The organism is Deferrisoma camini S3R1 (assembly GCF_000526155.1).
Taxonomy (GTDB): domain Bacteria; phylum Desulfobacterota; class Deferrisomatia; order Deferrisomatales; family Deferrisomataceae; genus Deferrisoma; species Deferrisoma camini.
On the sequence record NZ_JAFN01000001.1, the window covers coordinates 3909036 to 3932725 of the forward strand.

Genomic DNA, 23690 nt, shown 5'->3' on the forward strand with positions numbered 1-23690 from the left:
GGTCCCGGCCCCCTTCGTTCGCGTTCGGGGATCCGCGGGGGTCCCGGCGCCCAGCCCGTTATCCCTTTGCCGACACAGGGAGAGACCGTGCGTCGTACCTTGACCGACCTGTTTTCCCAGGCCCTGGAGCGGGCCGTGACCAGCGGGGACCTGCCCCGACCGGATCGGCAGGTCCACTGGAAGGTGGAGTTGCCCCGCAACCCGGACCACGGAGACTTCGCCACCAACCTCGCCCTGGTGTTGGGGGCGGCCGTGCGCATGCCGCCGCGCCGGGTCGCCGAGATCCTGAAGGCCCACCTGGAGGACCCGGAGGGGCTGGTGGCCTCGACCGAGGTGGCTGGGCCGGGGTTCCTGAACGTGCGCCTCGACCCCCTGGCCTGGACCCGGGTGCTGGCCGAGGTGGAGCGGGAAGGGGCCGACTACGGCCGCTCCGACGTGGGGCAGGGCCGGAGGGTGCAGGTGGAGTTCGTGTCGGCCAACCCCACGGGGCCCCTCCACGTGGGCCACGGCCGGGGCGCGGCCGTGGGCGACGTGCTGGCCCGGCTGCTGGAGTTCGCCGGGTTCCGGGTGGAGCGGGAGTACTACGTCAACGACGCCGGCAACCAGATGAGGATCCTCGGCCGCTCGGTGTGGTTCCGGTGCCGCGAGCTCGCGGGCGAGGCGGTGACGCTCCCCGAGGACCACTACCGGGGCGAGTACGTCCGGGACCTGGCCCGCGAGGCCCTGGGGGTGTTCGGTTCCGAATGGAAGGGGTGGTCCGAGCAGGAGGCCGTGGAGCGGCTGGGCCGCTGGGCCGGTGCGAAGATCCTCGAGGGGATCCGGGACGACCTCGAGGCGTTCGGGGTGCGGTTCGACCGTTGGTTCTCGGAGCGGTCCCTCCACGAGGCCGGGGCCGTGGAGAAGGCGCTGCGGCTGCTCGAGGAGCGGGGGGAGGCCTACCGCGCCGACGGGGCCCTGTGGCTGCGCACCACGACCCACGGCGACGAGAAGGACCGGGTGCTGGTCAAGCGGGACGGAAGCCTCACCTACTTCGCCGCGGACATCGCCTACCACATGGACAAGCTGGCCCGGGGGTTCGATCGGGTGGTGGACATCTGGGGGGCCGACCACCACGGGTACGTTCCCCGGATGAAGGCCTCCCTCGCCGCCCTGGGGGAGGACCCGGACCGGCTGGAGGTGCTCCTGGTCCAGTTCGTGAACCTGCTGCGGGCGGGCAAGCCCGTGGGCATGTCCACCCGGGCCGGGGAGTTCGTGACCCTGCGGGAGGTGGTGGACGAGGTGGGCCGGGACGCGGCCCGGTTCCTGTTCCTGACCCGGTCGTGCGACGCACCCCTCGACTTCGACCTCGAGGTGGCCAAGGCCCAGACCGCCGACAACCCGGTGTTCTACGTGCAGTACGCCCACGCCCGGGTCTCGAGCGTGTTCCGGGAGGCGGCCAAGGCGGGGTTCGGACGACCCCGGGCGGCCGAGGCGGACTTGTCGCGCCTGTGCGTGGAGGAGGAACGGGAGCTGTTGAAGCTGCTGTACCTGTTCCCCGAGGTGGTGGAGGAGGCCGCACTCCAGCGCGAGCCCCACCGGCTGACCTTCTACCTCCAGGACCTGGCGGCCCGGTTCCACGGCTACTACAACCGCCACCGGTTCCTGGTGGACGACCCCGACCTGGCCCGGGCCCGGTTGTGCCTGGCGGCCGCGGTGCAGCGGGTCATCGCCAACGGGCTCGGGATCCTGGGCGTGGACGCGCCCGACTCGATGTGAGGGCATGGCCGACCGTCGGCAGGTGGAGGACCGGCATGTGATCAGCTTCGACGCGGGTCGCCTCACCGTGGCGGCCCTGGGGGGAGGGCTCGTCCTGGTGCTGGTGTTCCTCCTGGGCGTGTTCGTGGGTCGTTCCCTCTGGGCGCCCCGGCCGCTGCCCCCGGAGCTGGAGGTATCGGAACGGCCGGCTCCCCAACCGGAGCCCTCCCCGACCGGGGAGGAGCCGCTGCCCCAGCCGGAGCTCTCGTTCTACCGAGACCTCAAGAGCCCGCCCGCACAGCCGGCTCGGCCGGCGCCGGTCGCGCCGCGCACCGAGGCCCCGGCCCCCCCGCCGCCGGCCCCGACCGAGACCCGGCCGACCACGGCCGAGGCTCCCCCGCCGGTGTTCACGGTGCAGGTGGGGTCGTTTCGCAGCCGGGCCGACGCCGAGCGGTTCCTGACCCGGATCCGGCGGCAGGGGGTGGAGGCCCAGATCGTGGAGGCCTCGGTGGCCGGCCGCACCTGGTACCGGGTCCAGGCCGGCCGGTTCCGCAGCCGGGCCGCGGCTGGAAAGTTTCAGGACTCGGTGCTGAAGGGAAAGGGGATTCAGGGGTTCGTGACCACCCGGTGACCTTGACAACCGGTTGGGCTGCCTGAATGTTGTGTACCGTGCGATTCGTTTCCGGTGGAGGCGGCGATGGCTGAGGTGAGCACCCTGGAGCAGCGGATCGATCGGGCTCTGACAGCGGCGATGAAGGCCCGGGATGCGGCCCGGGTGGCCGCCCTCCGGAACATCCGGGCCGAGCTGGAACGACGCCGCATCGAGAAGCGGGCGCCGCTGGGCGAGGACGAGGTGCTGGCGGCCCTGGGCACCCTGGCGAAACAGCGCCGAGAGAGCATCGCCCAGTTCCGCGCCGGCGGCCGGGAGGACCTGGTCGCCAAGGAGGAGGCGGATCTGGCGGTGATCGAGGAGTTCCTGCCGGCCCCCCTGAGCGAGGAGGAGCTGCGGGCCGAGGCGGCCCGGGCCGTGGAGGAGGTGGGCGCGACCGGCCCCCGGGACATGGGCCGGGTGATGAAGGTGCTGATGACCCGGGTGCGGGGCCGGGCGGACGGCGGCCGGGTGAGCGCCCTGGTGCGCGAGCTCCTCGCCGGGGAGCGAAATTGACCGTTCCTTCCCTTGCGCGGTGCCTCGGCCCCGCCGAGCGCGGCAGCGGGGTGGGGGCGGATGCGCGGACCCTCCAGGTTCTCGACTTCTTCCGGATCCTCGAGGCCTTGGCCGAGGAGGGCCGATCCCCCCAGGGGAAGGCCCTGTGCGCCGCGTTGCGGCCGCTCCCCGATGCGGAGGCCGCCCGCCGGGCCCTGGCCGAGGTGGAGGAGCTGGGCCGCCGGGAGCCGGACCTGGGGCTGCCCCCCGTGGGGGGGCTCCGGGAGATCTCGGCCCACCTGAAGGAGGCCCGTCGCCCCGGCGTGACCCTGGCCGTGGAGGCGCTCCTGGAGATCCGGGACACGGTGGAGACCTGCGCCCGGGTGCTGGAGTACCTGGAGGACGCCGCGGCCGAGGGCTCCCCCCTGGGGGAGTACGCGGCGCGCATGAGGCCGTTGGATCTCCTGGTGGACCGATTCGCCCGGACCTTCGGTCCCCGGGGTGAGATCCTGGATGGGGCCAGCCCCCAGCTGGCGGCGATCCGGGCCGAGCTCAGGCGGCTGCGGCAGCGGATCCGGTCGCGGCTGGAGGCCCTGCTGAGGGAACGGGACCTGGCGCCGGCCGTGCAGGACGACTTCGTCACGGTGCGCGACGGCCGGTACGTGGTGCCCCTTCGCACGGACTTCCGAGGATACCTGGACGGCATCGTCCACGACCGGTCGCGCACGGGCAACACGTTCTTCGTGGAGCCCCTGGAGGTGGTGGAGCTCAACAACCGCCTGGGGTCGCTGCGGGAGGAGGAAGAGGCCGAGATTCGGCGGATCCTGGCCGACCTCACGGCCCAGGTGGGCCGGGAGGCCGGGGCCGTCGCCGCGAACGTGGCCGTGGCCGCCCACCTGGACCTGGTGTCGGCCAAGTGGGGCCTGGCCCGGCGGCTCGGCGCCGTGCGACCCGAGATCGTCGACCGGCCCGAGCTGCGCCTCGACGAGGCCCGGCATCCCCTGCTGGTGCTCCACCCGGACCACCGGGTGGTGCCGGTGGACCTCAGGGTGGGCGGCGAGGGCGAGGAGGGACCCCGGCTGCTGCTCATCACGGGGGCCAACGCCGGCGGCAAGACCGTGGCCCTCAAGACCGCCGGGCTGCTGACCCTGATGGCCCGCAGCGGGCTGTTCGTGCCCGCTGCCGAGGGCAGCCGGGTGGGCTGGTTCGACCCGGTGTTCGCCGATATCGGAGACGAGCAGGACCTGGACCGCCACCTGTCCACGTTCACGGGCCACGTGGCCCGGCTCCGGGAGGCCCTGGAGGGGGCGGCCCCGGGCACCCTGGTGCTGCTCGACGAACTGGGGGCCGGCACCGACCCCCGGGAGGGTGCCGCCCTGGCCCTGGCCGTGCTCGTGGCCCTCATGGAGGCCGGGGCCACCGTGATCGGGACCACCCACCTGGAGGGCCTGAAGGGGTTCGCCTACGCCCGAGCCGAGGCCGAGAACGCGGCCGTGGCCTTCGACCGGGAGACCGGCCGGCCCCTCTACCGGTTGATCTACGGCCGGACGGGCCGGTCCAACGCCCTGGACGTGGCTGAGCGCCTCGGGTTCCCGCCGGAGGTGCTGGCCCGGGCCCGGGCCTACGCCGCCGGCGGTGAGGAGCCCGGGGCCGGCTTCCTCCGGGACCTGGAGCGGGCCCGGGACGAGGCCCTGGAGGCCCTGGCCCGGGCCCGGGCGGCCGAGGAGGAGGCGCGTGGCCGGTTGGCCGAGGTGGAGCGCCGGCTCCGCGAAGCCGAGGAGGCCCGTCGCAGGGCCCGGGAGGAGGCGTGGGCCGAGGCCCGGGCCGAGATCGCCCGGGCCCGTCGGGCCCTGGCCCGGGTGATCCGCCGGTTCGCCCGGCGGGAGATCCCCCAAAAGGAGGCCGAGGCCGAGGTCGCCCGGGTCGCGCAGACCCTGGAACGGGCCCTGGTCCGGCCGGCCCCCGAACCCTCCCGTGGGGCCGAGCCCCTTCGGGAGGGGCTGTGGGTCCGGGTTCGGTCCCTGGGGCGGGAGGGCCGGATCGTGGAGCTCAAGGACGGTCAGGCCGTGGTCGATGTGGGGGGGCTGCGGGTGACCGTGGCGCCGGCCCAGCTCGAGGTTCGGGGAGAGGCCCCGAGGGCCCCGGAGGCTCGGGGCGGAGGCGTACGGGTGGAAGCCGAGGCCCGGGCGCCCACCGACCTCGTGCTGGTGGGTTGCCGGGTGGACGAGGCCCTGCGGAGGCTGGACCGGGCCCTGGACGGCGCGGTCCTGGCGGGAGCGGGGGCGCTGCGGGTGGTCCACGGCCGCGGCACCGGTGCGCTGCGCCGGGCCGTGCGCGAGCGTCTCTCGTCCGACCCGAGGGTGGGGGGGTGGCAGGCCCAGGAGGGGGACGCGGTCACGGTGGTGGAGCTGCGCGGTTGACGGCCGGCGGGACGGCCATGCGTTACGACGATCTGCTCCAGGAGATCCGGGCCCGGGTGTCGATCCTGGACGTGGTGGGCCCCTACGTGGCGCTGCGGCGGGCCGGGAAGAACTGGAAGGGCCTGTGCCCGTTCCACGACGAGCGCACCCCCAGCTTCGTGGTGAACGACGAGAAGGGGGTGTACCACTGCTTCGGGTGCGGGGCGGGGGGGGACCTGTTCCGGTTCGTGATGCAGATGGAGGGCCTGGGGTTCCGGGAGGCGGTGGAGCGCCTGGCCCGCCAGGCCGGGATCGCCCTACCGGAGGGAGGGGCGAAGGACCGGGGGGCCCCGGACGACCGGGCGAAGCTGCTGGAGGTTCTGAGCCTGGCCGCCCGGTACTTCCGGCACCAGCTCACCCAGGGCCGGGCCGGGGAGAGGGCCCGGGCCTACCTGGAGGGCCGGGGCATCCCGGCGGAGCTGTCCGAAGCCTTTGGGCTGGGGTATGCGCCCCGGGGCTGGGACAACCTGACCCGGTTCCTCAAGAGCCGGGGTTGGGAGCCCGGGATTGCGGAGCGGGCGGGGCTGCTCAAGGCCCGGGAGGGGGGGGGCTGGTACGACCGGTTCCGGGACCGGGTCATGTTCCCGATCCACGACGCATCCGGCCGGGTGGTGGGGTTCGGCGGCCGGGTGGTGGACTCGGGGGAGCCGAAGTACCTGAACGGCCCCGAGACCCCGGTGTTCCGGAAGCGCAGGCTCCTTTACGGGCTGCACCAGGCGGCCGGGGCCCTGCGCAAGCACCGGGAGGCCTGGGTGGTGGAAGGGTACATGGACGTGGTGAGCCTCCACGGCCGGGGTCATCCCCGGGCGGTGGCCACCCTGGGCACGGCCCTGGGGCCGGATCACCTCCGGGAGCTGCGCCGCCGGGTGGACCGGGTGGTGCTGCTCTACGACGGCGACGAGGCCGGCCGGCGGGCCGCGGTGCGGAGCCTCGAGGTGTTTCTGGCCGAGGGGGTCGACTGCCGGGCCGTGTTCCTTCCGCCGGGGCACGATCCGGATTCGTTCGTGCGGGAGGGCGGCGACCTGGAACGGCTCGTGGCCGGGGCGACCCCGCTGTTCGACGGGTTCTTGGAGGACCTGAGGTCCCGGCTCGACCTCGGCTCGGTGCCCGGTCGGCTGCGGGCGGCCGACGAGGCGGCCCGGGCCCTGGCCGCGGTGTCCGACCCCCTGGCCCGGGATCTGTACGCCCGCCGGGCGGCCGAGGCCCTGGGGGTGGACGAGGCCCGGCTCCGGGCGCGGATCCCCCGGCGGGCCGGCGGGGAGCCGGTCCGAGGGGCGGCGCCCGCCGAGACGCCGTCCGACCCCCTGGAGCGGGCCGTGGTGGCCTGCCTGGTGCACCGGCCCACGACCCGGCAGGCGTTCCGGGACGAGGGCCTCGACGAGTGGTTCGGACCGGGCCCCCTGCGGGAGGCGGCCCGGTGGGTGGCCGGTCAGCCGGACGCGCTGCGCCTGGCCGAGGCGCCGGAGGCGGTGCGGCCGGTGGTGGCCCGTTTGACGGTGGAGGACGAGGCCGGACTGCCCGAGTTCGGGGAGCTGGTGCGTCGGATGCGCCTGCGGGCGGCGCGACAGGAGGCGGCCGAGGTCCTGCGCCAGCTCCGGAGCGCCGAGAAGGCGGGCGACGCAGAGCGGGTCGCGGGGTTGCTGCGGCGCAAGGCCGAGCTGGACCGGGAGGTCGCCCGGCTCGGCGGATGACGGGCGCCCCTCGAGATTCTTCCATGGAGAGTGCAGACAAATGAGCAGAGGCTTTCGGCTTGAGGACTTCGAGGAGCTCATCGAGGAGGGGCGGGACCGGGGGTACGTGACCTACCGGGAGCTCAACGACTTCCTCCCCGACGAGTACGTGGACCCCGAGGCGATCGACGAGCTGATCATGACGCTCCGGGACCTCGACATCGAGGTGGTGGAGGAGGAGGCGGTGGAGTCCGTGGCCCGGGAGGAGGGGGAGTTCTCGCCGCCCGCCGAGGAGGAGGGCAAGGAGGTCAAGACCCGGGAGGAGCCCGCCGAGGAGGAGGAGCGCGCGGACTACGAGGCCCTGTTCGAGCGCACCAACGACCCGGTGCGCATGTACCTCCGGGAGATGGGGTCGGTGTCGCTCCTCACCCGGGAGGGCGAGGTGGAGATCGCCAAGCGCATCGAGGCGGGTCTGAACGAGGCGTTCGAGGCGGCGTTCAGCGGCTCCCTGGCCGTGGAGGAGATCGTGGCCCTGGGAGAGAGGCTGCGCGCCGGCGAGGTGAGCCTGCGGAGCGTGATGGACCTGAGCGAGGACCTCGGCGAGGACGAGACCGAGGAGGACGAGGAGGCCGCCGAGGAGGGCGAGCCGGCCCCGCCTTCCCCGCCGGTTGCCCACGAGAACCAGGTGGAGCGGGTGCTCGCGGTGATCGAGACCATTCGGGACCTCGACCGCCGCCGGGCCGAGCTGCGGTCCCGGCAGGCGGCGGGCGAGCCGGTCGAGGCCGAGATCTCGGCCACCCAGAAGGAGATGGTGCGCCACTTCCGGTCGCTGGGGCTCAAGGACACCGTGGTGGACGAGATCGTGGGCCGGTACTTCGAGCTGGCCGACCGGGTCCGGGCCGCCGAGAGGGGGCTGCGGGCCATCGAGGCCGAGATCGGCATGTCGCCCCAGGAGTTCCTGTCCATGTGGGAGGGCAAGAACCTGCGGGCCATCTGCGAGGAGATGGGGCGCCGGCCCGACCAGGTCAAGCGCTTGCGCAAGGAGATCCGCGGACACCTGGACGCGATCCGCGAGGCCGAGGAGCGCACGGGGCTCAGCCGGCAGGCCCTGTTCGACAAGGTGAAAAGGATCCGCTCGGGCCAGATGCGGGCCAAGATGGCCAAGACCGAGCTGATCGAGGCCAACCTGCGGCTCGTGGTGAGCATCGCCAAGAAGTACACGAACCGGGGGCTCCAGTTCCTGGACCTGATCCAGGAGGGAAACATCGGCCTGATGAAGGCGGTGGACAAGTTCGAGTACCAGCGCGGCTACAAGTTCTCCACCTACGCCACCTGGTGGATCCGCCAGGCCATCACCCGGGCCATCGCGGACCAGGCCCGCACCATCCGGGTGCCGGTGCACATGGTCGAGACGATCAACAAGCTGGTGCGCACCAGCCGGTACCTGGTGCAGGAGCTCGGCCGCGAGCCCAAGCCCGAGGAGATCGCCGAGCGCATGGACATGAGCGTGGCCAAGGTGCGCAAGGTCCTGCGGATCGCCAAGGAGCCCATCAGCCTGGAGACCCCGATCGGGGACGAGGAGGACAGCCACCTGGGGGACTTCATCGAGGACAAGAACGCGGTCCTCCCGGACGAGGCGGCCGAGCACTCCAACCTGGCCGAGAAGACCCGGGAGGTGCTGTCCACCCTGACCCCCCGGGAGGAGAAGGTGCTGCGGATGCGGTTCGGCATCGACGAGAAGTCGGACCACACCCTGGAGGAGGTGGGCCGGGACTTCGCCGTGACCCGGGAGCGGATCCGCCAGATCGAGGCCAAGGCCCTGCACAAGCTGCGCCATCCCACCCGCAGCCGGAAGCTTCGCACGTTCCTGAAGTGACCGTGGGGGGCGGGTCTGCCCCGCCGAAAAAATCGCTCCGCGCCCCTTGCACCGCCCGGGCCGGTGTGATAGCCTCCGCGTTCCCTTTTGGGGGAGACCGCTCCCCAACGGCTCCGCTGCCCGGCGAGGGTACGAGCCGCCGAACAGCTCGCCGAACCGAACACGTTCGTCGACCGTAACGAAATTGAGAGTGGTTGGCCTGTCGGTGCCCGCCCGGCCTGGTCGCCGGGTCCGTCGGCAGGTGCGTGTATTGTTTTCGGGTTGGGCGCCCGAAACCGTCGAGGAGGGTGTGGATGCCCACGATCAACCAGCTCGTGCGCAAGGGCCGCAAGAAGGTGAAGAAGCGGACGGCGTCTCCGGCCCTGGAGGCCTGCCCCCAGAAGCGGGGGGTGTGCACCCGCGTGTACACCACCACGCCGAAGAAGCCGAACTCGGCGCTCCGGAAGGTCGCCCGTGTGCGGCTGACCACCGGCAAGGAGGTCACGGCCTACATCCCCGGCGAGGGGCACAACCTGCAGGAGCACTCGGTGGTGCTCATTCGGGGCGGCCGGGTCAAGGACCTTCCCGGCGTCCGCTACCACATCGTCCGCGGTACCCTGGACGCCTCGGGCGTGGAGAAGCGCCGGCAGGGGCGGTCCAAGTACGGCGCCAAGAAGCCCAAGTAGGAGTCGGCCATGGCGAAGAAACGCAGTCGCTACGAGCAGCCGGCGGCGCCCAAGCGGCCGAAGTTCCGCCAGGTGGCCGATCCGGTGTACGGAGACGAGCTCCTGGGGAAGTTGATCAACAAGGTCATGCTCGACGGCAAGAAGAGCGTGGCCGAGAAGATCGTGTACGGCGCCCTGGAGGTGGTGGAGGGCAAGACGAGCCAGAACGGGCTCGAGGTCTTCCACGCCGCCCTGCAGAACATCAAGCCCATCGTGGAGGTCAAGTCCCGGCGGGTGGGTGGCGCCACCTACCAGGTGCCGGTGGAGGTCAACCCCCGACGCCAGGTGAGCCTGGGGATCCGGTGGCTGGTGAACTACGCCCGGGCCCGGGGCGAGCGAACCATGCGCGACCGCCTGGCCAACGAGATCCTGGACGCGTATCAGAACCGCGGCGGCGCGGTGAAGAAGCGCGAGGACACCCACCGTATGGCCGAGGCCAACAAGGCGTTCTCGCACCTGCGGTGGTGATCGGGCCCTCGGGGCCCTGAAGAGACGGCGTCGTGCCCAGGCAGACCCCCATCGAGAAGTACCGGAACATCGGCATCGCGGCCCACATCGACGCGGGCAAGACGACCACGACCGAGCGGATCCTGTACTACACGGGGGTGAGCCACCGCCTGGGGGAGGTGCACGAGGGCACGGCCGTGATGGACTGGATGGCCCAGGAGCAGGAGCGGGGCATCACGATCACCGCGGCTGCCACCACCTGCTTCTGGCTCGACCATCGGATCAATATCATCGACACCCCGGGGCACGTGGACTTCACCATCGAGGTGGAGCGCAGCCTCCGGGTGCTGGACGGGGTGGTCGCCGTGTTCTGCGCCGTGGGGGGGGTGGAGCCCCAGTCGGAGACGGTGTGGCGCCAGGCCGATCGGTACCGGGTGCCGCGGATCGCCTTTGTGAACAAGATGGACCGCACCGGCGCGGACTTCGGCCGGGTGGCGGACGAGATCCGGGATCGGCTCGGGGCGAATCCCATCCCGGTGCAGATCCCCCTGGGGCGGGAGGACGGGTTCCGGGGGGTGGTGGACCTGGTGGGCTGGAAGGCCCGGGTTTGGGACGACGAGGGGCTCGGGGAGCGCTACCGGGATATCCCGATCCCCGACGAGGTCCTGGACGAGGCCCGGATCGTGCGGGAACGCATGCTCGAGGCCCTGGCCGACGCGGACGAGGCCGTGATGGAGGCCTACGTCGGAGGGGGCTCGCTCGACGAGGCGCAGCTCCGGGCCGGCCTGCGGCGGGCCACGGTGGGGCTCAAGGGCGTGCCGGTGCTGTGCGGGGCGGCGTTCCGGAACAAGGGGATCCAGCTCCTTCTGGACGCCATCGTCCACTACCTGCCGAGCCCGGTGGACGTGCCGCCCTACGAGGGCGTCGACCCCGAGTCGGGGGAGCGCCGGGTGCGCCGGGCCCGGGACGACGAGCCGTTCGCGGCGCTCGCGTTCAAGGTCATGACCGACCCGTACGTGGGGCAGCTCACGTTCTTCCGGGTCTACTCGGGTGAGCTTCGGGCCGGCAGCTACGTGTACAACCCCCGGCTGCGCAAGAAGGAGCGGATCGGCCGCATCCTCGAGATGCACGCCAACGAGCGCCGGGAGATCGACGGGGTGTGCGCCGGCGACATCGCCGCGGCCGTGGGCCTGAAGAACTCGGCCACGGGAGACACCCTGTGCGACCCTGCGGCCCCGGTGGTCCTGGAGACGATCGAGGTGCCGACCCCGGTAATCTCGGTGGCCATCGAGCCCCGGAGCCACGCCGACCAGGAGAAGCTGGGGGTCAGCCTGGCGAAGATCGCGGCCGAGGACCCCTCGTTCCAGGTCCGGGTGGACGAGGAGACGGGGCAGACGATCATCTCGGGCATGGGCGAGCTTCACCTGGAGATCATCGTCGACCGCCTGATGCGGGAGTTCCAGGTGGAGGCCAACGTGGGCCGCCCCATGGTGGCGTACCGGGAGGCGTTCCAGGGCCCTGCCCGGGCCGAAGGACGGTTCGTTCGGCAGACCGGGGGACGGGGTCAGTACGGCCACGTGGTCCTGGAGGTGGAGCCCCTGGAGCCGGAGGAGGGGTTCCGGTTCGAGAACCGGATCGTGGGCGGGGCGATCCCCCGGGAGTACATCCCGGCCGTGGAGAAGGGCGCAGCCGAGGCCCTGGACCGGGGGTTCCTGGCGGGGTATCCGGTGGTCGGGGTGAAGGTCGCGCTCGTGGACGGCTCGTACCACGAGGTGGACAGCTCCGAGATCGCGTTCAAGATCGCGGCCTCCCAGGCCCTGCGGGCCGCTGCCGACCAGGCGGGCATCCGGATCCTGGAGCCGGTGATGGCGGTGGAGGTGTCCGTGCCCGAGGAGTTCCTGGGTGACGTGATCGCCGACCTGAACGCCCGGCGGGGCCGGATCATCGAGATGGATCAGCGGGCCGGGGTCCGGCTCGTGCGGGCGGCGGTTCCGCTGTCGGAGATGTTCGGATACGCGACGGACCTGCGGTCCAAGACCCAGGGACGCGCCACATTCACCATGCAGTTCAGCCACTACCAGCAAGCACCCGACAAGGTGGCCCAGAAGGTGGTGGCCCGGGCGGTCTAGCCCGAAGGGCGGCAAGGCCACAAGAGATTAGGAGGTTCGCCATGGCCAAGGAAAAATTCGAGAGAACGAAACCGCACGTGAACATAGGGACGATCGGGCACGTGGACCACGGGAAGACCACGTTGACGGCGGCGATCACGCGGGTGCTGGCGAACGAGGGGCTGGCCCAGTACACGGCGTTCGACGAGATCGACAAGGCTCCGGAGGAGCGGGAGCGCGGGATCACGATCGCCACGGCGCACGTGGAGTACGAGACGGGCAAGCGGCACTACGCGCACGTGGACTGCCCGGGGCACGCGGACTACGTGAAGAACATGATCACGGGCGCGGCGCAGATGGACGGGGCGATCCTGGTGGTGAGCGCGGCGGACGGGCCGATGCCGCAGACGCGGGAGCACGTGCTTTTGGCGCGCCAGGTGAACGTGCCGTACCTGGTGGTGTTCATGAACAAGTGCGACATGGTGGACGACCCGGAGCTGCTGGACCTGGTGGAGCTGGAGGTACGGGAGCTGTTGAGCCAGTACGAGTTTCCGGGGGACGACGTGCCGGTGATCCGGGGGAGCGCTTTGAAGGCGCTGGAGTGCGGGTGCGGGAACCGGGAGTGCGAGAACTGCAAGGCGATCTTCGAGCTGATGGACGCGGTGGACGAGTACGTGCCGGAGCCGGTGCGTGACAAGGACAAGCCGTTTCTGATGCCTGTGGAGGACGTGTTTTCGATCTCGGGCCGTGGGACGGTGGCGACGGGCCGGGTGGAGCGAGGGGTGGTGCGGCTGCAGGACGAGGTGGAGATCGTGGGGATCCGTCCGACGGAGAAGACGGTGGTGACCGGGATCGAGATGTTCCGGAAGATCCTGGACGAGGGGGAGGCGGGGGACAACATCGGGGTGCTGCTTCGGGGGGTGAAGCGGGACGAGGTGGAGCGAGGTCAGGTGTTGGCGAAGCCTGGGTCGATCACGCCGCACCGGAACTTCGAGGGGGAGGTGTACGTGCTGACGAAGGAGGAGGGGGGACGGCACACGCCGTTTTTCAACGGGTATCGTCCGCAGTTTTACTTTCGGACGACGGACGTGACGGGGACGGTGACGTTGCCGGAGGGGGTGGAGATGGTGATGCCTGGGGACAACGTGCGGATCACGGTGAACCTGATCACGCCGATCGCGATGGAGGAGGGTTTGCGGTTCGCGATCCGTGAGGGTGGCCGCACGGTGGGCGCCGGCGTCGTGACGAAGATCCTGGAATAAGACGAGGCCAGGGAGCGCGGCATGACCAGCGACAAGATCCGGATTCGCCTCAAGGCCTACGACCACAAGCTGTTGGACCAGTCGGTGAAGGAGATCCTCGAGGCCGCCCGGCGCACGGGAGCCCGGGTGTCGGGGCCGATCCCGCTGCCGACCGAGATCAACCGGTTCTGCGTGCTGCGGTCGCCCCACATCGACAAGAAGTCCCGGGAGCACTTCGAGATCCGCACCCACAAGCGGCTCCTGGACATCCTGGACCCCACCCAGCAGACGATCGACGCCCTGATGAAGCTGGATCTGTCGGCCGGTGTGGACGTGGAGATCAAGCTCTGAGCGGCGGATCGGTTTGCGAGATAAGGCAAGGGAGTTCCGATGGCCAAAGGACTGATCGGACGCAAACTGGGGATGACCCAGATCTTTATGGGGGGCGAGGAACTGATCCCCGTGACGGTGGTGGAGGCCGGCCCGTGCACCGTGGTCCAGAAGAAGACCCGGGAGGCCGACGGCTACGATGCCATCCAGGTGGGATTCGGTGACGTCAAGCCCCACAAGGTGAACCGCCCGCTGAAAGGGCACTTCCGCAAGGCCGGCGTGGAGCCTCGGCGGGTCCTCCGGGAGTTTCGGGTGGACAACCCCGACGAGTTCGAGGTGGGACAGGTCCTCAAGGCCGACATGTTCCAGCCCGGCGACCTGGTGGACGTGACCGGTTTCAGCAAGGGGCGGGGGTTTCAGGGCGTGGTCAAGCGCCACGGGTTCGGCGGAGGCCGGGCCACGCACGGGTCCATGTTCCACCGGGCTCCGGGCTCCATCGGGGCCAAGGAGCACCCCGGCAAGGTCTGGAAGGGCAAGAAGATGGCCGGCCGCATGGGCGCCCGCAGGGTGACGGTGCAGAACCTGCAGGTGGTCGAGGTGGATCCGGAGCGAAACCTGATCCTCCTGCGGGGGGCGGTTCCGGGTGCGAAGAACGGGACGGTCCTGCTGCGGCCGGCCGTGAAGGCCGGCAACCGCTAGGACCGGTCCACGAACGGGAGACGGCGATGGAAGCACCGTTGGTGAACAGTGCGAACGAAGAGGTGGGCCGGGTGGCGCTGCCCGAGGAGATCTTCGGCACCCCGGTGAACGAGGCCCTCCTGTGGGAGGTGGTTCGGATGCAGACGGCGAACCGCCGGCGGGGCACCCACGCCACCAAGACCCGGTCCGAGGTGGTCGGGAGCGGGCGGAAGCTCTGGGTGCAGAAGGGCACGGGCCGGGCCCGGGTGGGGGACCGGAAGAACCCCCTGTGGAAGGGGGGCGGCACGATCCACGGACCCCAGCCCCGCAGCTATGCCTACTCCATGCCTAAGAAGAAGCGGCGGCTGGCCCTGCGGTCGGCCCTGGCCTCCAAGGCCCGGGACGGCGAGCTGGTGGTGGTGGACGGCCTGGGGCTCACCGAGATCAGCACCAAGGCCTTGGCCGCCAATCTCAAGGCCATGGGGATCGACAACGCCCTCATCGTGGTGCCGGAGCGGGACGAGGTGCTGGAGAAGTCCGCCCGGAACCTGCCCAAGGTGAAGGTGCTCCGGGTCGAGGGCCTCAACGTGTACGACGTGTTGTGCTTCGAGAAGCTCGTGCTCCTCAAGGGGGCGCTGGAGCGGATCCAGGAGAGGGTGTGACCATGGCCAGGAGCCACTACGACATCCTCCGGCGTCCGGTGATCACCGAGAAGTCCACCCAGCTGCGGGAGGACGCCAACACCGTGGTGTTCGAGGTGGACCCCAAGGCCACGAAGCCCGAGATCAAGGGCGCGGTCGAGAAGATCTTCTCCGTGAAGGTCAAGGACGTGCGCACCGTGATCGTCCGGGGCAAGCAGGCCCGGGTGGGTCGGTTCGTGGGCCGCCGGAAAAACTGGAAGAAGGCCTACGTGACCCTTCACGAAGGCGAACACATCGAGCTGTTCGAGGGCGTGTAGGCCCGTAGGCGTTCGAGCGCGCGAGGGGATAGACAATGGCAATCAAACGGTTTCGACCCACCTCCGCGGGCCGCCGGTTCATGACGGTCTCGGCCTTCGACGAGATCACCCGGTCCGAGCCGGAGAAGTCGCTGCTGCGGCCGCTCAAGAAGAGCGGCGGCCGCAACAACCTGGGCCGGGTGACCTGCCGGCACATCGGCGGCGGCCACAAGCGCCGGTACCGGGTCATCGACTTCAAGCGAGACAAACGAGGAATCCCGGCCCGGGTCACCTCGATCGAGTACGACCCCAACCGGAGCGCCCGGGTGGCCCTGCTGACCTACGCGGACGGCGAGAAGCGCTACATCCTGGCCCCCAAGGACCTGAAGGTGGGCGATCCCATCCAGGCGGGTCCGGGCTCGGAGATCCGGCCGGGCAACGCCCTGCCCCTTTCGGACATCCCGCTGGGCACGCTGGTGCACAACGTGGAGCTCAAGCCCGGCAAGGGCGGACAGATCGTGCGCAGCGCCGGCACCTACGCCCAGCTGCTGGCCAAGGAAGGGGACTACGCCACCCTGCGGCTGCCCTCGGGCGAGGTGCGGCGGGTGCGGATGGAGTGCTACGCCACCGTTGGGCAGGTGGGCAACGAGGACCACGAGAACATCAAGCTGGGCAAGGCCGGCCGCTCCCGCTGGCTCGGGATCCGGCCCACGGTTCGGGGCGTGGCCATGAACCCGGTGGACCACCCCCACGGCGGGGGCGAGGGCCGCACCTCGGGCGGCCGGCATCCGGTCACCCCCTGGGGCGTGCCCACCAAAGGCAAGAAGACGCGGAAGAACCGAACCAGTGACCCGTTCATCATCCGGCGGCGGAAGTAGGAGCTTGATCCATGGCTCGTTCCCTGAAGAAAGGCCCGTTCGTTGACGACCATCTGCTGAAGAAGGTGCTGGCCGCGAGGCAAAGCGGGGACCGGCGCGTGATCAAGACGTGGTCCCGGCGGTCCACGATCACCCCGGACTTCCTCGGGCTGACCCTGGCGGTGCACAACGGCAAGACGTTCGTCCCGGTCTATGTGACGGAGAACATGGTGGGCCACAAGCTCGGCGAGTTCGCGCCGACGCGGACCTTCCGCTCCCACATCAAGGGCGAAGGCAAGGGCAAGCGCCGCTGATCCGGCGGGAGGATCTCGATGGAAGCGAAGGCGACGTTGCGGTATCTGCGGATGTCCCCCCGGAAGGTGCGGCTGGTGGCCGACCTGGTCCGGGGGCGGCGGGTGGAGGAGGCGATCCGGATCCTGCGGTTCACCCCTCGCCGGGCCAGCCTGCCGGTGCGCAAGGTGATCGAGTCGGCCGTGGCCAACGCCGAGAACAACCACGGCCTCGATATCGACCAGCTGTGGGTGCGGGAGATCCGGGTGGACGAGGGGCCCACCCTGAAGCGGTGGCGGCCCCGGGCCCGGGGACGGGCCACCCCCATCATGAAACGCACCAGCCACGTGGCGGTGGTTCTCGAAGAACGGTAGAGGAGGGTTTCGGTGGGTCAGAAAGTCCATCCCTATGGGTTTCGGGTCGGCATCAACAAGCCGTGGTTGAGCCGGTGGTACCGCGAGAAGGATTACGCCGCCACCCTCCACGAGGACTTCGAGATCCGGCGCCTTCTCAAGGACGAGCTCCAGGACGCCGGGGTGTCGCGGGTGGAGATCGAGCGGGTGGCCAACAAGATCCTGCTCGAGATCCACACGGCCCGGCCGGGCATCGTGATCGGGAAGAAGGGCTCCGAGATCGAGCGGCTGCGCAAGCTCCTGGCCCGGAAGACCGGCCGCGAGGTGTTCATCAACGTGCGCGAGATCAAGCGGCCCGAGCTCGACGCCCAGCTGGTGGCGGAGAACATCGCCGACCAGCTCCGGCGGCGGGTGAGCTTCCGGCGGGCCATGAAGCGGGCGGTGAACGCGGCCATGAAGCTCGGGGCCGAGGGCATCCGGGTGGCCTGCGCCGGTCGGCTGGGCGGCGCCGAGATCGCCCGCACCGAGTGGTACCGGGAGGGCCGGGTGCCCCTGCACACCCTCCGGGCCGACATCGACTACGGGTTTGCAGAGAGTTTCACGACCTACGGCGTGATCGGGGTGAAGGTGATCATCTTCAAGGGTGAGCTCCTCACCGACGCCGACGGGCCGAAGTTGGCAAGGGGAAGCTGATCATGTTGATGCCCAAGTCGACCAAATGGCGCAAGCAGCACCGCGGGCGGCGCAAGGGGGTGGCCTACCGGGGGTCCCGGATCAACTTCGGCGACTTCGCGCTCCAGGCGGTGGGCAACGGGTGGATCACCAACCGGCAGATCGAGGCGGCCCGGATCGCGATCACCCGCCACATCAAGCGCGGCGGCCGGGTGTGGATTCGGATCTTCCCGGACAAACCGATCACCAAGAAGCCCCTGGAGACCCGGATGGGGAAGGGGAAGGGGTCGCCGGAGGGATGGGTGGCCGTGGTGAAGCCGGGCCGGATCCTCTACGAGGTGCGGGGGGTGAGCGAGGAGCTGGCCCGGTCGGCCCTGCGGCTGGCCCAGTACAAGCTCCCGATCAAGACCCGCATCATCACCAGGGAGGACGTCTATGAGCGCTAAGGAGCTCCGGGAACTCTCGGACGCCGAGCTCCGGGCCAGGGAGCAGGAGCTCCGGCAGGAGCTGTTCAATCTGCGGTTCCAGCATGCGATGCGGCAGTTGGAGAACACGGCGCGGATCCGCCAGGTGAAGCGGGAGATCGCCCGGATTCTGACGGTGCTCCGCGAGCGGCGGGGCGCCGAGGTCAGCGAATGAGAGGTCCCGAAATGGCAGAGAAGACGCGGGGACACCGGAAGCGGTTCGTCGGGGTCGTGGTCAGCGACCGGATGCAGAAGACCGTGACGGTCCGGGTGCAGGGCCGGCGGCCCCACCCGAGCTACGGGAAGTTCGTGCTGCGGTCCAAAAAGTACCTGGCCCACGACGAGGCCGAGGAGTGCCGGGTGGGCGACAAGGTGCTCATCGAGGAGACCCGTCCGTTGAGCCGTCGCAAGCGGTTTCGGGTGAAGCAGATCCTGGAACGGGCGGTGTAGACCGGCGATGCCGGTGGTGAAGGAGAGCGGGCGATGGTCCAGCAGGAGACGGTTCTGAACGTGGCCGACAACTCGGGTGCGAAAAAGGTGTACTGCATCCGGATCGCCGGCGGTTCCAAGCGCAAGTACGCGAGCGTGGGCGACATCATCACGGTTTCGGTGCGGGAGGCCATCCCGAACAGCAAGGTGCCCAAGGGCTCCGTGATGCGGGCGGTGGTGGTGCGCACCCGCAAGCCCGTGCGTCGGCCCGACGGCAGCTACATCCGGTTCGACGACAACGCGGCCGTGCTGATCAACAAGGACGGAGAGCCCATCGGGACCCGCGTGTTCGGGCCGGTGGCGAGGGAGCTGCGGGCGAAGAACTTCATGAAGATCATCTCCCTCGCGCCCGAAGTCCTGTGATCACGCGGTCCGCGAGAAGGAGCCTCGGCATGGGAGCAAAGATCAAGCGCAACGACATGGTGGAGGTCACGGCCGGCAACGAGCGGGGCAAGCGCGGCAAGGTGCTGCGGGTGTTCCGGGACCGGGACCGGGCCCTGGTCGAGAAGGTGAACCTGGTGAAGCGGCACCTGAAGCCCAACGCCACCAGCCAGGGCGGCATCCTGGAGAAGGAGGCGCCCGTTCACCTCTCGAACCTGGCCCTGGTGTGCGAGAAGTGTGACCGGCCGGTGCGGGTGGGATTCCAGGTACTGGACGACGGCCGCAAGGTCCGCGCCTGCAAGCGGTGCGGCGAGGTGTTCGACAAGTGACCGCGGCCACGACCGAGGGCGAACAAAGGGTAGCCATGGCGAGACTGAAGCAGCGTTACCGGCAGGAGGTGATCCCCCACCTGATGAAGAAGTTCGGGTACGCCAACGTGATGCAGGTGCCCCGGATCGAGAAGGTGGTGGTGAACATCGGCGCCGGCGAGGCCAAGGACAATCCGAAACTCCTCGACCAGCTGGTGGAGGATCTGGCGTTGATCACGGGGCAGCGGCCCGTGGTGACCCGGGCGCGCAGATCCATCGCGAACTTCCACCTGCGCCAGGGCATGCCGGTGGGGTGCCGGGTGACCCTCCGGGGCGACCGGATGTACGAGTTCCTGGATCGCATGATCAACGTGGCCCTGCCCCGGGTTCGGGACTTCAAGGGCGTGTCGGGCAAGGGCTTCGACGGTCGGGGCAACTACACGCTGGGGATCGCGGAGCACGTGATTTTCCCCGAGGTGGATCTGGAAAAGGTGGAGAAGGTGAAGGGGATGAACGTCTCCATCGCCACCACCGCCGAGACCGACGAGGAAGCCAAGGAGCTTCTTCGGGAGCTCGGCATGCCGTTCCGCAACTGATCCGGTTGAGGAGAGGGTACCGTGGCGACCAAAGCGAAGATGGAAAAGCAGAAGAAGATGCCCAAGTTCCGGGTTCGCTACCGGAACCGGTGCCGGGTGTGCGGAAGGCCCCGGGGGTACTATCGGAAGTTTCAGCTCTGCCGGGTGTGCCTGCGCAAGTTCGCCCACGAGGGGCTTCTGCCCGGCGTTACGAAGGCCAGTTGGTAGTTTCGGCAAGGAGACGACGGTAATGTCCATGACCGATCCCATCGCGGACATGCTCACGCGGATCCGAAACGGCCTGATGGCCGGCCGGGAAGTCGTCACGATTCCCGCCTCCCGGATCAAGCGGGCCATCCTGGACATCCTGGTGGAGGAGGGCTACCTGGCCGGGGTGGATTACGAGGACGACGGGAAGCAGGGGGTGTTGATCGCCCGCCTGAAGTACGACAGCCAGGGTGCCCCCGTGATCGAGGCCCTGCGCCGCCTGAGCAAGCCTGGCCGCCGGGTGTACGTGGGCAAGGACGATCTGCCCAAGGCCCGGAGCGGATACGGCACGGTCATCGTCTCCACCTCCAAGGGGGTGCTCACGGACCGGAAGGCCCGGGCCCTGGGGGTGGGGGGCGAGGTGATCTGCGAAGTCTGGTAAGCCGGGGAGAGAGGAACCGATGTCGAGAATCGGAAAGAAGCCCGTGGTGATCCCCAAGGGCGTGGAGGTGCGGTTCGATCCGCCGGAGCTCAGCGTGAAGGGCCCCAAAGGCAACCTGAGCGCCCGGATCCCGGAGGGGATCGGCCTGGAGATCGCGGACGGCGAGATCCGGGTGACCCGGCCCGACGACGGCCGTCGCAGCCGCTCCCTCCACGGCACCACCCGCAGCGTGGTGCAGAACCTGGTGACGGGCGTGACCGAGGGGTTCCGCAAGGAGCTGGAGATCAAGGGCGTGGGGTACCGGGCCAACCTGCAGGGGAGCACTCTGGTGATGAACCTGGGGTTCTCCCACCCGGTCGAGTATCCCGTGCCCAAGGACGTGACGATCGAGGTCAAGGACCAGCGCATCGTGTCGGTGAGCGGCATCGACCGCCAGCGGGTGGGCCAGGTGGCGGCCGAGATCCGGGCCGTGAAGCCGCCCGAGCCGTACAAGGGCACCGGCATCCAGTACGTCGGGGAGCACATCGTTCGCAAGGAAGGGAAGTCCGGGGCACGGTAACCCCCGGGCGCGCGCCGTGAGGAGCCGACCGCCATGAACCGATTGGAAGCGAAGCGCCGGGCCCGGGTAGCCCGGAAGAAGCGGGTTCGAAAGAAGATCCGGGGCACGTCGCAGCGCCCTCGGCTGACCGTCTACAAGAGCCTGAAGCACATCTACGCCCAGATCATCGACGACGCCACCGGGCGCACCCTGGTGGCGGCCTCCACCGTGGGCCGCGACCTGCGCGGAGACCTGAAGGCCACCGGGAACATCGAGGCGGCCCGGGCGGTGGGGTTGGCGATCGGGCGCAAGGCCTTGGCCCGGGACATCGACCGGGTCGTGTTCGATCGGAACGGCTACCTGTACCACGGCAAGGTCAAGGCGTTGGCCGAGGCGGCCCGGGAAGCCGGGCTCCGGTTCTGACGCGTTGGGCCCCAGTGAGGAGGGAAGATCCTTGAGCAAGTTCGGCAAGGGCCTCGAGGCCAGGGACCAGGAGTTCACGGACCGCCTTGTTTTCCTGAACCGGGTCGCCAAGGTGGTGAAGGGCGGACGGAGGTTCTCGTTCAGCGCCCTGGTGGTGGTGGGCAACCAGAACGGGAAGGTGGGCATCGGCCTCGGCAAGGCCAAGGAGGTGCCCGAGGCGATCCGCAAGGCCGTGGACAAGGCGAAGCGGGAACTCAAGGAGATCCCGGTGATCAACGGGACCCTGCCCCACGAGATCGTGGGGGAGTTCGGCGCCGCCAAGGTGGTGATGAAGCCGGCCGCCCCGGGTACGGGCGTGATCGCCGGCGGCGCGGCGCGGGCCGTGCTGGAATCGGCCGGGGTGCGGGACGTGCTGACCAAGTGCATCGGCACGAACAACCCCCACAACGTGGTGCGCGCCACCATGGACGGCCTGATGCGGCTGCGGGATCCCCGGGAGATCGCGGAGCGGCGGGGCAAGAGCCTCGACGAGATCCGCGCTTGACTCGAACGCTGAAGAGGGGAACACGCCATGCGACTCCATGACATCCGACGGCCCAAAGGGGCGGTCACGAAGCGCAAACGGGTGGGTCGGGGCCACGGGTCGGGCTGGGGCAAGACCTCGGGCCGGGGCCAGAAGGGGCAGAAGGCCCGCAACACGGTGAAGCGGGGGTTCGAGGGCGGCCAGATGCCGCTGCAGCGGCGGTTGCCCAAGGTGGGGTTCCGCAACCCGTTCCGCAAGGAGTTCGCGTACGTCAACGTTCGCGACCTGAACCGGTTCGAGGACGGCACCGAGGTGACGCCGGCGCTCCTGCTGGAACAGGGGCTGATCAAGAAGATCAAGGACGGGGTGAAGATCCTGGGCAAGGGTGAGCTGGAGCGTCGGCTCGTGGTCGTGGCCCACCGGGTCAGCAAGGGCGCGCGGGAGAAGATCGAGGCGGCCGGCGGCCAGGTGAAGGAGGTCTAGGTTGGCTGGCGAGTGGCAGGGGCTCGCAAAGGTTCCGGAACTCAAACGCCGGCTGCTGGTCACCTTCTTGCTGCTGGGCGTGTACCGGATCGGCGCCCACGTGCCGGTGCCGGGCATCGACGCGGCAGCCCTCGCCGAGTTCTTCAACCGGGGACAGGGGAGCATCTTCGGGCTGATCGACATGTTCGCCGGCGGGGCGCTGCGGCGCATGAGCGTGTTCGCCCTGGGCATCATGCCGTACATCAGCGCCTCGATCATCCTGCAGCTCCTGACGGTGGTGAGCCCCACCCTGGAGAAACTCTCGAAGGAGGGGGAGCAGGGCCGGCGGAAGATCACCCAGTACACCCGCTACGGCACGGTGGCCCTGACCCTGATCCAGGGGTTCGGCATGGCCCTGGGCCTCGAGGGCATGGCCGGCCCGAGCGGGGCCAGCGTGGTGCTGTGGCCGGGGTGGGGGTTCCGCCTGATGACCGTGGTGACCCTGACCGCGGGCACGGCGTTCATCATGTGGCTCGGCGAGCAGATCACCGAGCGGGGCATCGGCAACGGCATCAGCCTGATCATCTTCGCGGGCATCGTGGCGGGCATGCCCGGCGCCGTGGTCAACACCTTCAAGCTGATGAAGGCCGGGCAGCTCAACCTGTTCGTGGTGCTGCTGCTGGTGGCGGTCATGGTGGGGGTGGTGTTCTTCATCGTGTGGGTGGAGCGGGCCCACCGCCGCATCCCGATCCAGTACGCGAAGCGGGTGGTGGGCCGGCGGGTGTACGGCGGCCAGGCCAGCCACCTCCCGCTCAAGGTGAACACCGCCGGGGTGATCCCGCCGATCTTCGCCTCGTCGCTCCTGATGTTCCCCACCACGGTGGGGCAGTTCATCGACCACCCCTGGGTGCAGACGGCCACCCAGTGGATGGCGCCGGGCAACTGGCTCCACGACATTCTGTATGTGGTCTTGATCTTCTTCTTCGCGTACTTCTACACCGCGGTGACCTTCAACCCGGTGGACGTGGCCGACAACCTGAAGAAGTACGGCGGGTACATCCCCGGGATCCGACCGGGCCAGCGCACGGCGGAGTACATCGACAAGGTGCTGTCGCGGCTGACCTTCTGGGGCGCCCTGTACGTGAGCGCCATCTGCGTGCTGCCGACCATCCTGATCAGCCGGTTCGGGGTGCCGTTCTACTTCGGCGGCACCGGGCTGTTGATCGTGGTGGGCGTGGCCCTGGACACGGTGGCGCAGATCGAGACCCACCTGATCGCGCGCCAGTACGAAGGGCTCATGGGAGGCCGCCGGATCCGCGGGCGCCGGTAGGCGCGCGGCCCGGCGGGGTTCGCTGTTTCTTCGGGAGAGGAGGGAGA

Annotated in this window: 31 protein-coding genes; all 31 read left to right on the forward strand. The window is 69.9% G+C overall.

Annotation, left to right across the window (positions count from 1 at the left end):
• Nucleotides 1–87 precede the first annotated feature (87 nt).
• The 31 genes from argS to secY all read left to right on the forward strand — a co-directional run bounded on the left by argS (nt 88) and on the right by secY (nt 23643).
• The gene (gene argS, locus DEFCA_RS0117175; protein ID WP_025324238.1) at nt 88–1755 is read left to right on the forward strand and encodes an arginine--tRNA ligase; all 1668 of its coding nucleotides are present in this window, start codon (nt 88–90) and stop codon (nt 1753–1755) included.
• Nucleotides 1756–1759: 4 nt separating this feature from the next.
• Nucleotides 1760–2365: an SPOR domain-containing protein gene (locus DEFCA_RS21075; RefSeq protein WP_025324239.1), complete on the forward strand. Its 606-nt coding sequence runs from the start codon at nt 1760–1762 to the stop codon at nt 2363–2365.
• A 66-nt stretch (nt 2366–2431) separates the two neighbouring features.
• Nucleotides 2432–2899: a GatB/YqeY domain-containing protein gene (locus DEFCA_RS0117185; RefSeq protein ID WP_029734309.1), complete on the forward strand. Its 468-nt coding sequence runs from the start codon at nt 2432–2434 to the stop codon at nt 2897–2899.
• The gene (locus DEFCA_RS0117190; protein ID WP_025324241.1) at nt 2896–5298 is read left to right on the forward strand and encodes an endonuclease MutS2; all 2403 of its coding nucleotides are present in this window, start codon (nt 2896–2898) and stop codon (nt 5296–5298) included. The genes DEFCA_RS0117185 and DEFCA_RS0117190 overlap by 4 nt, the downstream gene beginning before the upstream one ends.
• Nucleotides 5299–5315: 17 nt before the next feature.
• Nucleotides 5316–7028 (forward strand): DNA primase, encoded by a 1713-nt coding sequence (gene dnaG, locus DEFCA_RS21080; RefSeq protein ID WP_025324242.1) that lies wholly within the window; start codon nt 5316–5318, stop codon nt 7026–7028.
• 40 nt (nt 7029–7068) lie between these two features.
• Nucleotides 7069–8883: an RNA polymerase sigma factor RpoD gene (gene rpoD / locus DEFCA_RS0117200; protein WP_025324243.1), complete on the forward strand. Its 1815-nt coding sequence runs from the start codon at nt 7069–7071 to the stop codon at nt 8881–8883.
• Nucleotides 8884–9176: 293 nt separating this feature from the next.
• Entirely contained in the window at nt 9177–9548 is a 372-nt protein-coding gene (rpsL, locus tag DEFCA_RS0117205) for a 30S ribosomal protein S12 (protein ID WP_025324244.1), read from the forward strand.
• A gap of 9 nt (nt 9549–9557) precedes the next feature.
• Complete coding sequence (gene rpsG / locus DEFCA_RS0117210; protein ID WP_025324245.1) at nt 9558–10055, forward strand: 30S ribosomal protein S7; 498 nt, start codon at nt 9558–9560, stop codon at nt 10053–10055.
• A 32-nt stretch (nt 10056–10087) separates the two neighbouring features.
• The gene (fusA, locus tag DEFCA_RS0117215; RefSeq protein ID WP_025324246.1) at nt 10088–12163 is read left to right on the forward strand and encodes an elongation factor G; all 2076 of its coding nucleotides are present in this window, start codon (nt 10088–10090) and stop codon (nt 12161–12163) included.
• Nucleotides 12164–12204: 41 nt separating this feature from the next.
• Entirely contained in the window at nt 12205–13404 is a 1200-nt protein-coding gene (tuf, locus tag DEFCA_RS0117220; protein ID WP_025322806.1) for an elongation factor Tu, read from the forward strand.
• Nucleotides 13405–13425: 21 nt separating this feature from the next.
• Nucleotides 13426–13734, forward strand: a complete 309-nt coding sequence (gene rpsJ / locus DEFCA_RS0117225; protein WP_025324247.1) for a 30S ribosomal protein S10 — start codon at nt 13426–13428, stop codon at nt 13732–13734.
• Between the two features lie 39 nt (nt 13735–13773).
• Nucleotides 13774–14412, forward strand: coding sequence for a 50S ribosomal protein L3 (gene rplC / locus DEFCA_RS0117230; protein WP_025324248.1), 639 nt, complete (start codon nt 13774–13776; stop codon nt 14410–14412).
• Nucleotides 14413–14438: 26 nt separating this feature from the next.
• Nucleotides 14439–15053 carry a 50S ribosomal protein L4 gene (gene rplD / locus DEFCA_RS0117235; protein WP_025324249.1) on the forward strand — a complete coding sequence of 205 codons (615 nt, stop codon included), beginning with the start codon at nt 14439–14441 and terminating at the stop codon, nt 15051–15053.
• Between the two features lie 2 nt (nt 15054–15055).
• Entirely contained in the window at nt 15056–15349 is a 294-nt protein-coding gene (locus DEFCA_RS0117240) for a 50S ribosomal protein L23 (protein ID WP_025324250.1), read from the forward strand.
• Between the two features lie 35 nt (nt 15350–15384).
• Nucleotides 15385–16206, forward strand: a complete 822-nt coding sequence (rplB, locus tag DEFCA_RS0117245) for a 50S ribosomal protein L2 (protein WP_025324251.1) — start codon at nt 15385–15387, stop codon at nt 16204–16206.
• Nucleotides 16207–16217: 11 nt separating this feature from the next.
• The gene (rpsS, locus tag DEFCA_RS0117250; protein ID WP_025324252.1) at nt 16218–16499 is read left to right on the forward strand and encodes a 30S ribosomal protein S19; all 282 of its coding nucleotides are present in this window, start codon (nt 16218–16220) and stop codon (nt 16497–16499) included.
• An 18-nt stretch (nt 16500–16517) separates the two neighbouring features.
• The gene (rplV, locus tag DEFCA_RS0117255) at nt 16518–16850 is read left to right on the forward strand and encodes a 50S ribosomal protein L22 (RefSeq protein WP_025324253.1); all 333 of its coding nucleotides are present in this window, start codon (nt 16518–16520) and stop codon (nt 16848–16850) included.
• Nucleotides 16851–16862: 12 nt separating this feature from the next.
• On the forward strand, nt 16863–17522 hold the full coding sequence (gene rpsC / locus DEFCA_RS0117260; RefSeq protein ID WP_025324254.1) for a 30S ribosomal protein S3: 660 nt from the start codon (nt 16863–16865) through the stop codon (nt 17520–17522).
• A 2-nt stretch (nt 17523–17524) separates the two neighbouring features.
• Nucleotides 17525–17947 carry a 50S ribosomal protein L16 gene (gene rplP, locus DEFCA_RS0117265; RefSeq protein WP_025324255.1) on the forward strand — a complete coding sequence of 141 codons (423 nt, stop codon included), beginning with the start codon at nt 17525–17527 and terminating at the stop codon, nt 17945–17947.
• Entirely contained in the window at nt 17937–18140 is a 204-nt protein-coding gene (rpmC, locus tag DEFCA_RS0117270) for a 50S ribosomal protein L29 (RefSeq protein ID WP_025324256.1), read from the forward strand. The genes rplP and rpmC overlap by 11 nt, the downstream gene beginning before the upstream one ends.
• Before the next feature lie 11 nt (nt 18141–18151).
• Nucleotides 18152–18415 (forward strand): 30S ribosomal protein S17, encoded by a 264-nt coding sequence (gene rpsQ / locus DEFCA_RS0117275; RefSeq protein WP_025324257.1) that lies wholly within the window; start codon nt 18152–18154, stop codon nt 18413–18415.
• 33 nt (nt 18416–18448) lie between these two features.
• Complete coding sequence (gene rplN, locus DEFCA_RS0117280) at nt 18449–18817, forward strand: 50S ribosomal protein L14 (protein ID WP_025324258.1); 369 nt, start codon at nt 18449–18451, stop codon at nt 18815–18817.
• A gap of 29 nt (nt 18818–18846) precedes the next feature.
• The gene (rplX, locus tag DEFCA_RS0117285) at nt 18847–19164 is read left to right on the forward strand and encodes a 50S ribosomal protein L24 (protein ID WP_025324259.1); all 318 of its coding nucleotides are present in this window, start codon (nt 18847–18849) and stop codon (nt 19162–19164) included.
• Nucleotides 19165–19199: 35 nt separating this feature from the next.
• Complete coding sequence (rplE, locus tag DEFCA_RS0117290; protein WP_025324260.1) at nt 19200–19739, forward strand: 50S ribosomal protein L5; 540 nt, start codon at nt 19200–19202, stop codon at nt 19737–19739.
• 21 nt (nt 19740–19760) lie between these two features.
• Complete coding sequence (locus tag DEFCA_RS0117295) at nt 19761–19946, forward strand: type Z 30S ribosomal protein S14 (RefSeq protein WP_025324261.1); 186 nt, start codon at nt 19761–19763, stop codon at nt 19944–19946.
• Nucleotides 19947–19968: 22 nt separating this feature from the next.
• Complete coding sequence (gene rpsH / locus DEFCA_RS0117300) at nt 19969–20367, forward strand: 30S ribosomal protein S8 (RefSeq protein ID WP_025324262.1); 399 nt, start codon at nt 19969–19971, stop codon at nt 20365–20367.
• Between the two features lie 19 nt (nt 20368–20386).
• Nucleotides 20387–20926 (forward strand): 50S ribosomal protein L6, encoded by a 540-nt coding sequence (rplF, locus tag DEFCA_RS0117305; RefSeq protein WP_025324263.1) that lies wholly within the window; start codon nt 20387–20389, stop codon nt 20924–20926.
• A gap of 33 nt (nt 20927–20959) precedes the next feature.
• Entirely contained in the window at nt 20960–21328 is a 369-nt protein-coding gene (rplR, locus tag DEFCA_RS0117310) for a 50S ribosomal protein L18 (protein WP_029734312.1), read from the forward strand.
• 31 nt (nt 21329–21359) lie between these two features.
• Nucleotides 21360–21872, forward strand: coding sequence for a 30S ribosomal protein S5 (rpsE, locus tag DEFCA_RS0117315; RefSeq protein WP_025324265.1), 513 nt, complete (start codon nt 21360–21362; stop codon nt 21870–21872).
• Between the two features lie 27 nt (nt 21873–21899).
• Complete coding sequence (gene rplO, locus DEFCA_RS0117320) at nt 21900–22334, forward strand: 50S ribosomal protein L15 (protein WP_025324266.1); 435 nt, start codon at nt 21900–21902, stop codon at nt 22332–22334.
• A 1-nt stretch (nt 22335) separates the two neighbouring features.
• Complete coding sequence (gene secY, locus DEFCA_RS0117325) at nt 22336–23643, forward strand: preprotein translocase subunit SecY (protein ID WP_025324267.1); 1308 nt, start codon at nt 22336–22338, stop codon at nt 23641–23643.
• The last annotated feature ends 47 nt before the right edge of the window (nt 23644–23690 follow it).

Bases quoted from the DNA above. Each gene is read 5' to 3' on its own strand.
- rpsL (WP_025324244.1), top strand. From the start codon at position 9,177: ATGCCCACGATCAACCAGCTCGTGCGCAAGGGCCGCAAGAAGGTGAAG.
- rplP (WP_025324255.1), top strand. From the start codon at position 17,525: ATGTTGATGCCCAAGTCGACCAAATGGCGCAAGCAGCACCGCGGGCGG.
- DEFCA_RS0117240 (WP_025324250.1), top strand. From the start codon at position 15,056: ATGGCCAGGAGCCACTACGACATCCTCCGGCGTCCGGTGATCACCGAG.
- rplR (WP_029734312.1), top strand. From the start codon at position 20,960: ATGAACCGATTGGAAGCGAAGCGCCGGGCCCGGGTAGCCCGGAAGAAG.
- rplV (WP_025324253.1), top strand. From the start codon at position 16,518: ATGGAAGCGAAGGCGACGTTGCGGTATCTGCGGATGTCCCCCCGGAAG.
- rplN (WP_025324258.1), top strand. From the start codon at position 18,449: ATGGTCCAGCAGGAGACGGTTCTGAACGTGGCCGACAACTCGGGTGCG.
- rplD (WP_025324249.1), top strand. From the start codon at position 14,439: ATGGAAGCACCGTTGGTGAACAGTGCGAACGAAGAGGTGGGCCGGGTG.
- rpmC (WP_025324256.1), top strand. From the start codon at position 17,937: ATGAGCGCTAAGGAGCTCCGGGAACTCTCGGACGCCGAGCTCCGGGCC.
- tuf (WP_025322806.1), top strand. From the start codon at position 12,205: ATGGCCAAGGAAAAATTCGAGAGAACGAAACCGCACGTGAACATAGGG.
- rpsS (WP_025324252.1), top strand. From the start codon at position 16,218: ATGGCTCGTTCCCTGAAGAAAGGCCCGTTCGTTGACGACCATCTGCTG.
- rplB (WP_025324251.1), top strand. From the start codon at position 15,385: ATGGCAATCAAACGGTTTCGACCCACCTCCGCGGGCCGCCGGTTCATG.
- rplE (WP_025324260.1), top strand. From the start codon at position 19,200: ATGGCGAGACTGAAGCAGCGTTACCGGCAGGAGGTGATCCCCCACCTG.
- rpoD (WP_025324243.1), top strand. From the start codon at position 7,069: ATGAGCAGAGGCTTTCGGCTTGAGGACTTCGAGGAGCTCATCGAGGAG.
- rpsH (WP_025324262.1), top strand. From the start codon at position 19,969: ATGTCCATGACCGATCCCATCGCGGACATGCTCACGCGGATCCGAAAC.
- rpsQ (WP_025324257.1), top strand. From the start codon at position 18,152: ATGGCAGAGAAGACGCGGGGACACCGGAAGCGGTTCGTCGGGGTCGTG.
- rplX (WP_025324259.1), top strand. From the start codon at position 18,847: ATGGGAGCAAAGATCAAGCGCAACGACATGGTGGAGGTCACGGCCGGC.
- rplC (WP_025324248.1), top strand. From the start codon at position 13,774: ATGGCCAAAGGACTGATCGGACGCAAACTGGGGATGACCCAGATCTTT.
- DEFCA_RS21075 (WP_025324239.1), top strand. From the start codon at position 1,760: ATGGCCGACCGTCGGCAGGTGGAGGACCGGCATGTGATCAGCTTCGAC.
- rpsG (WP_025324245.1), top strand. From the start codon at position 9,558: ATGGCGAAGAAACGCAGTCGCTACGAGCAGCCGGCGGCGCCCAAGCGG.
- dnaG (WP_025324242.1), top strand. From the start codon at position 5,316: ATGCGTTACGACGATCTGCTCCAGGAGATCCGGGCCCGGGTGTCGATC.
- DEFCA_RS0117185 (WP_029734309.1), top strand. From the start codon at position 2,432: ATGGCTGAGGTGAGCACCCTGGAGCAGCGGATCGATCGGGCTCTGACA.
- rplF (WP_025324263.1), top strand. From the start codon at position 20,387: ATGTCGAGAATCGGAAAGAAGCCCGTGGTGATCCCCAAGGGCGTGGAG.
- rplO (WP_025324266.1), top strand. From the start codon at position 21,900: ATGCGACTCCATGACATCCGACGGCCCAAAGGGGCGGTCACGAAGCGC.
- rpsJ (WP_025324247.1), top strand. From the start codon at position 13,426: ATGACCAGCGACAAGATCCGGATTCGCCTCAAGGCCTACGACCACAAG.